Genomic DNA, 13,512 nt, shown 5'->3' with positions numbered 1-13,512 from the left:
GTCTTTTATTATCATGTTAATAAAACCCCCATTTAATAACTTCTAATGGCTACAAAAATTGTTGATAACAGAGTAAATTTTGCCAGCGTGCATAATCCGTATCCATATCCGGATTTTCTCGATGTGCAGTTAAAGTCTTTTAAGGACTTCTTACAGTTGGATACTCCGCCTGAGGAACGCAAGAATGACGGTTTGTATAAGGTGTTCTCTGAGAACTTCCCTATCACCGATACTCGTAATAATTTCGTTCTTGAGTTCTTGGATTACTATATTGACCCTCCTCGCTACACCATCGATGAGTGCTTGGAGCGTGGTCTTACATATAGCGTACCTTTGAAGGCTAAGATGAAACTGTATTGTACTGATCCTGATCATGAGGACTTCGGTACTTTTATCCAGGATGTATTCTTGGGTACAATCCCTTATATGACTGATAATGGTACATTCGTCATCAACGGTGCTGAGCGCGTTGTTGTTTCTCAGTTGCACCGTTCACCTGGTGTGTTCTTCGGACAGGGTGTTCATGCCAATGGTACTGTGCTTTATTCTGCACGTATCATCCCATTCAAGGGTAGCTGGATTGAGTTTGCTACTGACATCAACAATGTGATGTATGCTTACATTGACCGTAAGAAGAAGTTGCCTGTTACTACCTTGCTCCGTGCCATCGGTTATGAGCAGGATAAGGATATTCTCCAGATTTTCGATCTCGCTGAAGAGGTGAAGGTGAACAAGAAGAATATGAAGGCTGCTATCGGTCGCAAGTTGGCTGCTCGTGTCTTGAAGAGCTGGAATGAGGACTTCGTAGATGAGGATACAGGTGAAGTTGTATCTATCGAGCGTAACGAGGTGATCATGGAGCGTGAGACAGAGCTTACTGCCGACAACATTGAGGAGATTGTAGAGAGTGGTGCTGCTTCTGTGCTTTTGCATAAGGATGTAGATGCTGCCAGCAAGTACACAATCATCTTCAATACTTTGGCCAAGGACCCAAGTAACTCTGAGAAGGAGGCTGTGAACTACATCTATCGCCAGTTGCGTAATGCAGATCCTGCTGATGATGCAAGTGCACGTGAAGTTTTCCAGAACTTGTTCTTCTCTGACAAGCGTTATGATTTGGGTGAGGTTGGTCGTTACCGTATTAATAAGAAATTAGGTCTCGATACCGATGTTGATGTCCGCGTTTTGACTAAGGATGACATCATCGAGATTATCAAATATTTGATTCAGCTCATCAACTCAAGTGCTACTGTCGATGATATCGACCACTTGTCTAACCGTCGTGTTCGTACCGTAGGCGAGCAGCTGGCTAACCAGTTCTCTATCGGTTTGGCACGTATGAGCCGCACTATCCGTGAGCGTATGAATGTACGCGACAATGAGGTGTTCACTCCAACAGATTTGATCAATGCCAAGACCATCTCTAGCGTTATCAACTCATTCTTTGGTACCAACCCATTGTCACAGTTCATGGACCAGACTAACCCATTGGCTGAGGTAACCCACAAGCGTCGTCTTTCTGCCCTTGGTCCTGGTGGTTTGTCTCGTGAGCGTGCTGGTTTCGAGGTTCGAGACGTACACTATACTCACTATGGTCGTCTTTGTCCTATTGAGAGTCCTGAAGGTCCAAACATCGGTTTGATTTCTTCACTCTGTATGTATGCAAAGATCAATGACCTCGGCTTTATCGTAACTCCTTACCGTAAGGTGAACGATAGCAAGGTTGATATGAACAACGATGATGTTGTTTACTTGACAGCTGAGGATGAGGAGGCTAAGATCATCGGTCAGGGTAATGCTCCTTTGACAGAAGATGGTGCATTTATCCGCGACGTGGTTAAGTGCCGTCAGGATGCTGATTATCCAGTTGTTCCACCTTCAGAGGTTGACTATGTGGATGTTTCCCCACAGCAGATTGCATCTGTTTCAGCAGGTTTGATTCCATTCTTGGAGCATGATGATGGTCACCGTGCGTTGATGGGATGTAACATGATGCGCCAGGCAGTTCCTTTGCTTCACAATGATGCACCTATCGTAGGTACTGGTCTTGAGAAACAGGTGTGCGAGGATTCTCGTACCATGATTACTGCAGAGGGCGAGGGTGTTATAGAGTATGTAGATGCTACAACCATCCGTATCCTCTACGATCGCACTGAGGATGATGAGTTCGTAAGCTTCGAGCCAGCCTTGAAGGAGTACCGCATTCCTAAGTTCCGTCGTACCAACCAGAATATGACCATCGACTTGCGTCCTATCTGTAACAAGGGTCAGCGCGTCAAGAAGGGTGATATCCTGACAGAGGGTTATGCTACTGAGAATGGTGAGTTGGCTTTGGGCCGTAACTTGCTCGTAGCTTACATTCCTTGGAAGGGTTACAACTATGAGGATGCTGTCGTTATCTCAGAGCGTATGGTTCGCGATGATGTTTTGACATCTGTTCACGTTGATGAGTATTCACTCGATGTACGTGAGACCAAGCGTGGTGTTGAGGAGTTCACTTCTGATATTCCTAATGTCAGCGAGGAAGCTACCAAGGATCTTGATGATAATGGTATTGTTCGCGTTGGTGCTCGTATCGAGCCAGGCGATATCATGATTGGTAAGATTTCACCTAAGGGTGAGAGCGATCCTTCTCCAGAAGAGAAGTTGCTCCGTGCCATCTTCGGTGATAAGGCTGGTGATGTGAAGGATTCTTCATTGAAGGCTAACCCATCATTGAGTGGTGTTGTTATCGACAAGAAGTTGTTCTCTCGTGCCGTTAAGACTCGTGAGTCTAAGAAACAGGATAAGATTATCCTTGCCAAGATTGATGAGGAGTACGAGGCAAAGGGCGACGATTTGAAGGATATCTTGGTTGATAAGTTGCTCACCTTGACTGAGGGCAAGACTTCTCAGGGCGTGAAGGATTACTCTGGTGCTGAGATCATCACCAAGGGTAGCAAGTTCACAACAACAGCTTTGAAGAACCTGGAGTATGATGGCGTACAGTCTAATGGTTGGACAGAGGATGATCATACCAATACTTTGATTCAGCGCCTGATCATGAACTATATCCGCAAGTATAAGCAGCTCGATGCTGAGTTGAAGCGTCGCAAGTTTGCTATCACTATCGGTGATGAACTTCCATCAGGAATTCTCCAGATGGCTAAGGTTTATATCGCTAAGAAGCGTAAGATTCAGGTTGGTGATAAACTTGCTGGTCGTCATGGTAACAAGGGTATCGTTTCTAAGGTAGTACGTCTTGAGGATATGCCATTCATGGCAGACGGTCGTCCTGTAGATATGGTATTGAACCCATTGGGTGTGCCTTCTCGAATGAACCTCGGTCAGATCTTCGAGTGTATCCTGGGGGCTGCAGGTAAGAAGTTGGGTGTTAAGTTTGCTACTCCTATCTTCGATGGTGCTCATCTTGAGGACCTCTCTGTATGGACAGACAAGGCAGGTCTTCCACGTTTCTGCTCTACTTACCTCTATGATGGTGAGACTGGTGAGCAGTTCGACCAGCCAGCTACCGTCGGTATGACTTACTTCTTGAAGTTGGGTCACATGGTAGAGGATAAGATGCACGCACGTTCTATCGGTCCTTACTCTCTGATTACTCAGCAGCCACTTGGTGGTAAGGCACAGTTTGGTGGTCAGCGATTCGGAGAGATGGAGGTTTGGGCCATCGAGGCATTCGGTGCTAGCCACGTATTGCAGGAGATTCTGACCATCAAGTCAGATGATGTTGTAGGACGTAGCAAGGCATACGAGGCAATCGTGAAGGGTGATCCAATGCCTACACCAGGTATTCCTGAGTCACTCAACGTATTGCTCCACGAGCTTCGCGGCCTTGGCTTGAGCATCAAACTTGATTAATTTTGAGAACCCCTAATTAAGATATAGAAACATGGCTTTCAAAAAAGATACAAAGGTAAAGAATAATTTTACGAAGATTACCATCGGTCTCGCTTCACCAGAGGAGATCCTGGAAAATTCGTATGGTGAGGTTACTAAGCCTGAAACCATTAATTATCGAACATATAAGCCGGAGCGTGATGGTCTCTTCTGCGAGCGCATTTTTGGTCCTACCAAGGACTATGAGTGCGCCTGCGGCAAGTACAAACGTATCCGTTATAAGGGAATCGTCTGCGACCGATGCGGTGTAGAGGTTACTGAGAAGAAGGTTCGTCGCGAGCGTTCTGGTCACATTGAGCTTGTTGTACCAGTGGCTCACATCTGGTACTTCCGTTCTCTCCCTAACAAGATTGGTTACCTTCTCGGTATGCCAACCAAGAAGCTTGATGCTGTTATCTACTACGAGAAGTATGTAGTGATCCAGCCTGGTATTCTTGAGGGTAAGACTGATGCTGACGGCATTGAGCTGAATGGTTCTCATAAGCTCGACCTCTTGTCAGAGGACGAGTACATGGCTATTCTTGATCAGTACGACCCAAATGGCGACAACGAGCGTCTGGAAGATACAGACCCTAATAAGTTTGTTGCCAAGATGGGTGCCGAGGCTATCTATCAGTTGTTGCAGAATGTGGATCTCGACTCTTTGTCATACGAACTCCGCGACCGTGCCAACAATGACTCTAGCCAGCAGCGCAAGACTGAGGCATTGAAGCGCTTGAACGTAGTAGAGGGCTTCCGTGCAAGCAAGGGAATCAACAAGCCTGAGTGGATGGTCATGAAGATCATTCCTGTTACTCCTCCAGAGCTTCGTCCTTTGGTACCACTGGATGGTGGTCGTTTTGCAACATCAGACTTGAATGATCTTTATCGTCGTGTAATCATCCGTAACAACCGTTTGAAGCGATTGGTAGAGATTAAGGCTCCTGAGGTGATCCTCCGTAACGAGAAGCGTATGTTGCAGGAGGCTGTTGATAGCTTGTTCGACAACTCACGCAAGAGCTCTGCTGTAAAGAGCGAGAGCAATCGTCCGTTGAAGTCTCTCTCAGATTCTTTGAAGGGTAAGCAGGGTCGTTTCCGTCAGAACTTGTTGGGTAAGCGTGTTGACTACTCTGCTCGTTCGGTAATCGTTGTAGGTCCTGAGTTGAAGATGGGCGAGTGCGGTCTTCCTAAGTTGATGGCTGCAGAGCTTTACAAACCATTCATCATCCGTAAGTTGATTGAGCGTGGTATCGTAAAGACTGTCAAGAGTGCCAAGAAGATTGTTGATCGTCGTGAGCCAGTTATCTGGGATATTCTGGAGAATGTGATGAAGGGTCATCCGGTTATGTTGAACCGTGCCCCTACACTTCACCGTCTCGGTATCCAGGCATTCCAGCCTAAGATGATCGAGGGTAAGGCTATCCAGTTGCACCCATTGGCATGTACAGCGTTCAATGCCGACTTCGATGGTGACCAGATGGCTGTTCACCTTCCATTGAGCAACGAGGCTATCTTGGAGACTCAGATCCTGATGCTCCAGAGCCACAACATTTTGAACCCTGCTAATGGTGCGCCTATCACCGTTCCTTCTCAGGATATGGTGCTTGGTCTCTACTATATTACAAAGATTCGTCCAGGTGCTAAGGGCGAGGGCTTGACATTCTATGGTCCTGAGGAGGCTTTGATCGCTCGTAATGAGGGGCGTTGTGATCTCCATGCCTTGGTAAAGGTGATCGTTGACGACTTGGTTGACGGTAAAATCCAGAAGCGTATGATTGAGACCTCTGTAGGTCGTGTTATCGTGAATGGTATCATCCCTGATGAGGTAGGCTTCTTCAACGACGTTATCTCTAAGAAGACACTCCGCGGCTTGATTTCTAATGTAATCAAGGCTGTTGGTATGGCAGAGGCTTGTGCCTTCCTTGATGGTATCAAGAATCTGGGTTATCGTATGGCATACGTTGCTGGTTTGTCATTCAATCTTGGTGATATCATCATCCCACCTGAGAAGGAGGAGATTGTTGAGCGTGGTCGCAAGGAGGTTGAGGAAATCACCAACAACTATAATATGGGTTTCATCACCAACAAGGAGCGTTACAACCAGGTAATCGATGCGTGGACTCACGTAAATACCGATTTGGGTAATATCCTGATGAAGGAGATGACAGAGGCAGATCAGGGATTCAATGCCGTTTACATGATGCTTGACTCTGGAGCCCGTGGTTCTAAGGATCAGATTAAGCAGTTGTCTGGTATGCGTGGTTTGATGGCTAAGCCTCAGAAGGCTGGTGCAGAAGGTGCGCAGATTATTGAGAACCCTATCCTTTCTAACTTTAAGGAGGGTATGTCTGTGTTGGAGTACTTTATCGCTTCTCACGGTGCTCGTAAGGGTCTTGCTGATACCGCGATGAAGACTGCCGATGCTGGTTACTTGACTCGTCGTCTTGTTGACGTATCTCATGATGTCATCATTACTCAGGAGGATTGCGGTACCTTGCGTGGCTTGGTTTGCACCGCTTTGAAGAATGGTGATGAGATTATCTCTTCTCTCTACGAGCGTATCTTGGGTCGTGTATCTGTACACGATATCATCCACCCTACAACAGGTGAGTTGATCGTTAAGTCTGGTGAGGAAATCACTGAGGCTAAGGCTAAGATCATCGATGAGTCTCCAATCGAGAGCGTTGAGATCCGTTCAGTACTCACTTGTGAGAGCAAGAAGGGTGTCTGCATGAAGTGTTACGGCCGTAACTTGGCTACAGCTCGTATGGTTCAGCTCGGTGAGGCTGTGGGCGTCATCGCTGCACAGGCTATCGGTGAGCCTGGTACTCAGCTTACTCTCCGTACCTTCCACGCCGGTGGTATTGCGTCTAACGCAGCTGCCAATGCTAAGATTGCTGCGAAGAACAAGTCTCGCATCGAGTTTGATGAGTTGAGCACTGTTCCATTCGTAGAGGAAGATGAGGAAGGCAACGATATCAAGTGCGAGAAGGTAGTAAGCCACTTGGCTGAAATCCGTTTCGTTGATCCAAATACAAACATCGTCCTGGCTACATTGAATGTACCTTACGGTTCTTCTTTGTATCACAAGGAGGGTGAGATTGTTGAGAAGGATACTGTGATTGCTCGTTGGGACCCATTCAACGCCGTTATCGTCAGCCAGTACGCTGGTACCTTGAAGTTCAACGACGTTCAGAAGGATCAGACCTACCGTGCCGAGGTCGATGAGACTACTGGTTTGGAGGAGAAGATCATCACCGATTCTAAGAATAAGGCGATGGTTCCTTCTTGTGATGTTATTGATGCAAACGGTGAGATTGTAGGTACATATAACTTCCCTGTAGGTGGTCACCTCGTTGTAGAGGATGGTCAGACTATTAAGACTGGTGAGGTCTTGGTTAAGATTCCTCGCGCCGTAGGTGGTGCTGGTGATATCACCGGTGGTCTTCCACGTGTAACCGAGCTTCTCGAGGCTCGTAACCCATCTAACCCAGCTGTCGTATCTGAAATCGATGGTGAGGTAACTATGGGTAAGGTAAAGCGTGGTAACCGTGAGATCATCGTAACCTCTAAGACTGGCGACCAGAAGAAGTATCTCGTATCACTCTCTAAGCAGATCCTGGTACAGGAGCATGACGCCGTACGTGCTGGTACTCCTCTTTCTGATGGTAGTGTAACTCCAGGCGATATCCTCGCTATCATGGGTCCTACCGCTGTTCAGGAGTACATCGTTAACCAGATCCAGGACGTTTACCGTCTCCAGGGTGTGGCTATCAACGATAAGCACTTCGAGGTGGTTGTTCGTCAGATGATGCGTAAGGTTCGTATCGACGATCCAGGAGATACTACATTCTTGGAGCAGGAGTTGGTTGATAAGCTCGACTTCGCTGAGGAGAATGACCGTATCTGGGGTAAGAAGGTTGTTACCAATGCTGGTGACAGCACTGAGCTCAAGCCTGGTCAGATCATCACAGCCCGTAAGTTGCGTGATGAGAACTCTGCATTGAAGCGTCGCGATATGAAGCTTGTTCAGGTTCGTGATGCCGTAGCTGCAACATCTACTCAGATACTCCAGGGTATTACCCGTGCCGCTCTTGGTACTAAGAGCTTTATGAGTGCCGCTTCCTTCCAGGAGACCACTAAGGTCTTGAACGAGGCTGCTATTCGTGGTAAGGTAGATTACCTTGAGGGAATGAAGGAGAATGTTATCTGCGGTCACTTGATTCCAGCAGGTACCGGTCTCCGCCAGTGGGAGAAGCTTGTTGTTGGTTCTAAGGAAGAGTACGAGCGCATGCAGGCTAACAGAAAGAATGTACTCGACTATGCAGATTCTCCAATCGTGGACTAATCTGAAGGTTAGAGTAACATATATATAATAAGGTATAAGAGCCATAGGTGAGTCATCATCTATGGCTCTTTTCTTGATATTGCCTGCCTGTTGATGATATCAAATCAACTTTTTAATATTTTTTCTTCTTTTGGGGTTGGGAATTTGATACCTTGATGTGTTCTTGGGATAAACAATACAGATAAAAATAGAAATGGAAAAGATAGAACAACTTTTTCGCCAGCATTATTCAAAGATGTTTCTCGTTTCGAGGATGATTCTAGGGGATGAAGAGACCGCAAGGGATGTGGTGAGCGATGTTTTTGCAGATATGCTTAGTGGAAAGCTGCGGATTCCGCCCAATAGTACGGAAGGTTACTTTGTCGTTCTTACTCGAAACCGATGTTTGAATTCTCTCAGGAAGATGACCCTTCATGAAAAGGTCAAGGCTGGTCTTAAGGTGGATCATGCGGTAGATATCGTGCATGATGAAAACCGAATCATTCGCGAGATAGACCATGAGATGAGCAAGGCTGATCAGATGCTTCGTTTTATAGACCGGGAATTGACGCTCCAAACACGTCGGGTAGTCAATATGCATTATTGCCAAAAGCTCACTTATCGTGATATCTCTGAAGAGTTAGGCATCAGTGAGGCTGCCGTCTATAAGCATCTTGCTCAAGGCATCAAACGAATAAAAGAACATTTTAATCCCAAGAACAATGGATAAGTTAACACAGGTAATCGACATGATTGAGCACCCAGAGCATTATTCTGAGTCTCAGATTAAGGAGATTCTTCAAGATGAGGAATCTCGCCAGACCTATCTCACAATGATGGAGATGCGTATGGCTTTTGATAAGGAAGCGACGGAGAAAGATTTGGATGTAGACAAGGAATGGCAATTGTTTGCAGAACAGCATCCGGTAGTGAAGTCCCGTTTTGATTGGCACAAACTCGCAGCTTCCTTTATTGGTGTATGTTTGCTGTCTGGTATCGCCTTTGCTGCCATTCATACATTCAGTTCGCATCGTCAGGTAGAAAAAACATCGGCAGGGGATACGTCTCAAGTAAAAATAGCATCCTGTCCAAATACTGCTGTTGTCAGTGATAAAGCTACGTCAACTGATGTCAAAAAGGAAATTGTGCATAAGACTTTCGACAATGTTTCCTTAGAAACGATGCTCGGAGAAATGGCAGAGTATTATGGAGTGAAGGTAGTGTTCCAGAACCAGGAAGCCAAGCAGCTTCGTTTCTATTATGAATGGAACAGCGAGAACTGTCTGCAGAGTGTAGTGGATGAATTGAATCATTCACAACAGATAATTCTCTCTTTGGACAATGAGCAACTTGTTGTAGAATAATCCTGTCGCTGACAGGTCTGTTTGCAAGTTGGCTTATTTGTAATATGTATCAAATCAATATAAAAAATATGAAGAAATATATGTTCGCTTTCCTGATGTGTCTGTTGGTACAGGCATCGTTTGGACAGCGCATCTCTCGAAGCTATAACAACCGTTCCATGTCTGAAGTTCTGAAGGATTTAGACAAGGCTACCCGTCGATATAAAATCAGTTTTATCTATAATGAACTGGAAGATTTCACCGTCACTACCTCTTTCCGTAATCTCGATTTGCAGGAAGCTTTGGGGCGGGTCTTTGGATTTTATCCGATGAAGGCTACGATAGAGGATAGCTTGATATTCGTGGAATGCACCCAAAAGGAACCTACTAAATTGATGGGACGGGTGATTGATGAACGTCATCGACCAGTGGAGTTTGCCAATGTGGCTTTGCTCAATCCCAGGGATTCTTCCTTTCTCACAGGTGGTGTGACCAATGCCAGCGGCAATTTCGTGATACCTTGTGGCATGAAGAAGGTTCTCGCCAAAGTAAGTTGCGTGGGTTATCACACCTTATATAATATATATAATGTGGGAAAAGTCGGAAATGTTGTGTTGAAGGAGAGTACGATGCATATCAATGGTGTTACGGTGAAGGCGAAATTGCCTTCTTTCAAGATGGGACGTGAAGGAATGCTCATAGACATACAGCATTCTGATTTGTCAAAAGTAGGAGATGCCGTTGATGTACTCCGACAATTACCTCGCATCAATGTAAGTAGTACCGATGTCATCAGCGTTTATGGCAAGGGTACACCTATTATATATATCAACAATAAGCAGGTGAGAGATTCCAGGGAATTGCAGCGCCTGAAGTCTGATGCCATCAAGAATGTGGAAATCATTACTTCGCCTGGTGCCAGATATGATGCCACGGTTAGCTCTGTCATACGTATCCGAACCGTCAAGAAGCAGGGCGAAGGGGTGAGTGAATCCTTGAATTCCATGGTATGGTATAATGGATATCTGGGAGGGTCAGAACAGCTTAGTCTCAATTATCAGAGTGAAAAACTCAACTTGTTTGGGTCTCTTTTGGGATATACAAGAGGGCATAAGGAGGCTACTTCGCTAATTCAGCATATTGAAGGAACGAAGAATGTTACCGTAAACCAGTATGATCCCTTATCCTATCGCAATACAATGGGAGAAGTAAACTTTGGTTTCAATTATGACCTCAATGATGAAAACTCTATCGGTGCTTCTTATGATTTAGAATGCGAACCCTATGCGAAAGGGCATGCTGATGGACAGCAGGAAATATTTAATGAGGGACAACCTGTGGATATCATCAAACAGAAAGTATTGGCCGATGATATAGGTGGACCTACCCATGAGTTGAATGCTTACTATGTGGGAAAGGTCAATAAACTGGGAGTAGATTTTAATGGAACCTATCTCTGGCAAAAAACTGGGCGGGATATGTTGGAAACAGAAGAGGCTACCGTATTGGAAAGTCGGGAAATCCATACTGCGAGTCGCCGCCATAATCAGTTGCTTGCAGGCAAATTGGTTCTTTCTTATCCCATAGCCAAGGGTCAGTTGGAGTTGGGAAGCGAAGTGAGCCATACCCACAGTAGCGGAGAGTATAGCAATGCTGAAGGCATTGTGGCAGATGCTTCCACCGATATGAAGGAAGATAATTTGGCGGGATTTCTTGCCTTTTCATATCCTTTAGGCTCGTTTTCAATGGATGCAGGATTGAGATACGAGTATGTGTCTGCCAAGTATTATTCTTTCGGAAAGTATGAAGAAGAGCCTAGCAGGAATTATAGCAATTGGTTTCCCAACCTGACCCTGTCATGGAATAAGGAACCATGGGCTGCATCTCTGGCATATACCTGCAAGACTAAGCGTCCTTCTTATAGTTCCTTGCGCAATGAGGTGCAGTATGATAATCGCTATATGTATGAAGGTGGCGATCCTTATCTTCGTCCTACCATTGCTCATGATGTATCATTGGATGTGATGTGCAACTGGATTTCGTTTGGTGTGGAATATCTTTATGAGGATAATCCCATCATCTGGTATGCTACCCTTTATAAACATCAGGATATAGCCTTCTTGAGGAATATGAACTTTTCCAGCAAGCAGACTATGACTGCGTATGTCATAGCTGCTCCCAAGTTCGATTGGTATCAGCCTACATGGCAAGTCTTCTTTCAGAAGCCTTTTTTTGATGCGGAAAAATATGGTGCTCCTCGTGGCTTGTCGAAGCCTGCCTTGGGTATTACATGGAACAACAAGTTTAAGGTGAGTTCTACTTGGACTTCATGGGTGACCCTTCATGCCAATACGACATCCTATAATGCCTTCCGCCGGTATCGCTCTGGTTATTTTGCCTCTATGCGAATGGTTAAGACATTCTTTGATGAAGCCTTGACTGTTAATTTCTATGCTGATGATATCTTCAGAAGTCAGAAAGACCAATGGACCATGTATGGCGACCATGCAACCTTGACGAAGGATAGTTATAATAGTGCCCGTGAAATTGGTGTCAGGGTGGTCTATAAATTCAATTCTGGTCATAGAAAGTATAAGGGTTCTGGTGCTGGTAATGCAGAAAAGAGCCGTTTCTGATAGCCCGGTTCTTCAGATAAAAAAGAAATTGTATTTCAAAAGTCCTTTCACACTAAGCTTATGTCTTTGTATTAGAAGCATTTTAGTGTGAAAGGACTTTTAACACAAAATAATTGGCAAATTATTCTTTTTTTTCAGATATTATGTGTAAATTTGCACTATCATTTAAAGTTTAATCCTATTAACTTAATAAAATTATGGAAGAAAATAAGAATAATCAACAGCAGCAGAATCAGTTCCAGATGGGCATCAGCCCAGAAGTAGCAGAGGGTACATACTCTAACTTGGCACTGATTACTCATTCTAGTTCAGACTTCATCTTGGATTTTGCATGTGCACTTCCAGGAATGCCAGCACCTCAGATCAAGAGCCGTGTCATCATGGCACCTGAGCATGCCAAGCGTTTGCTCCAGGCATTGCAGAGCAATGTTTATAACTACGAGCAGGCTTTCGGTAAGATTAAGTTGGCAGACGAGCCAGAGCGTACTATCGCTCCATTTGGCACACCAAAAGGTGAGGCTTAATGCATAACCACATACATACTAAGACTAAATTTCCTGCTAAAAGCCGCTTTTTCTTTATAATATTTGTTTTTAATAGTTATATAAAGTTAAAACTAGCCCTCGTTTTTTAAAAGTCTCCTTAATATTTAGGTAGTTTGCCGAAAAAGTCGTAACTTTGCACCCCGAAAAGCCCCATAAGGTGGTGGCTTATACGGAAATAAGACAATAATAAAAATAAAATAATAAATTAAAAAGTAAAATTATGCCTACTATTTCACAGTTAGTAAGAAAAGGCAGACGAGTATTGGTAGACAAGAGCAAGTCACCAGCTTTGGATTCATGTCCTCAGCGTCGTGGTGTTTGTGTTCGTGTTTACACAACAACTCCAAAGAAGCCTAATTCGGCAATGCGTAAGGTTGCCCGTGTTCGTTTGACAAACTCTAAGGAGGTTAACTCTTACATCCCAGGAGAGGGTCACAACTTGCAGGAGCACTCAATCGTGTTGGTTCGCGGTGGTCGTGTTAAGGACCTCCCAGGTGTACGTTATCACATCGTTCGTGGTACTCTTGATACCGCAGGTGTTGCAAACCGCACACAGCGTCGTTCTAAGTACGGTGCTAAGCGTCCAAAGGCAAAGAAGTAATTCTAATCCGGACAAAATTAAAAGAAATCCGAAAACTCACGGTCGGAGAAGGTCGAGAGTTTAGGTAAAAAGATTATTTTATTAAACGTTTTGCTGGAGAAGTAACAGGTTGAGTAAATACTCGGGTGCGAGTGTTGAAGAACGATATACAGCCCCATGCAGAATTTAAATTTTTTCGATTAAA

General features: G+C 44.9%; 7 protein-coding genes. All 7 read left to right on the top strand.

The window, feature by feature from the left end:
• Nucleotides 1-45: 45 nt before the first annotated feature.
• The 7 genes from rpoB (at nt 46) to rpsL (ending at nt 13,328) form a co-directional block, all read left to right on the top strand.
• A complete protein-coding gene (gene rpoB, locus CFT61_RS08060; RefSeq protein WP_089543934.1) occupies nt 46-3,858 on the top strand; it encodes a DNA-directed RNA polymerase subunit beta in 3,813 nt (1,270 codons plus the stop codon).
• A 31-nt stretch (nt 3,859-3,889) separates the two neighbouring features.
• The gene (rpoC, locus tag CFT61_RS08055) at nt 3,890-8,224 is read left to right on the top strand and encodes a DNA-directed RNA polymerase subunit beta' (protein WP_089543933.1); all 4,335 of its coding nucleotides are present in this window, start codon (nt 3,890-3,892) and stop codon (nt 8,222-8,224) included.
• Nucleotides 8,225-8,417: 193 nt separating this feature from the next.
• Complete coding sequence (locus CFT61_RS08050; RefSeq protein WP_089543932.1) at nt 8,418-8,933, top strand: sigma-70 family RNA polymerase sigma factor; 516 nt, start codon at nt 8,418-8,420, stop codon at nt 8,931-8,933.
• Nucleotides 8,926-9,567, top strand: a complete 642-nt coding sequence (locus tag CFT61_RS08045; protein WP_089543931.1) for a DUF4974 domain-containing protein — start codon at nt 8,926-8,928, stop codon at nt 9,565-9,567. Before CFT61_RS08050 ends, CFT61_RS08045 begins: the two co-directional genes overlap by 8 nt.
• 68 nt (nt 9,568-9,635) lie before the next feature.
• Nucleotides 9,636-12,182 carry a TonB-dependent receptor domain-containing protein gene (locus CFT61_RS08040; RefSeq protein WP_176425546.1) on the top strand — a complete coding sequence of 849 codons (2,547 nt, stop codon included), beginning with the start codon at nt 9,636-9,638 and terminating at the stop codon, nt 12,180-12,182.
• Between the two features lie 197 nt (nt 12,183-12,379).
• Nucleotides 12,380-12,706, top strand: coding sequence for a DUF3467 domain-containing protein (locus CFT61_RS08035; protein WP_089543929.1), 327 nt, complete (start codon nt 12,380-12,382; stop codon nt 12,704-12,706).
• Between the two features lie 241 nt (nt 12,707-12,947).
• A complete protein-coding gene (gene rpsL, locus CFT61_RS08030; protein ID WP_006848839.1) occupies nt 12,948-13,328 on the top strand; it encodes a 30S ribosomal protein S12 in 381 nt (126 codons plus the stop codon).
• Nucleotides 13,329-13,512: the final 184 nt, after the last annotated feature.

This window comes from Segatella copri, from assembly GCF_002224675.1.
Taxonomy (GTDB): Bacteria; Bacteroidota; Bacteroidia; order Bacteroidales; family Bacteroidaceae; genus Prevotella; species Prevotella copri_U.
Note: the sequence above shows the minus strand (reverse complement) of the source record. Positions and strands in the feature narration are given on the sequence as shown.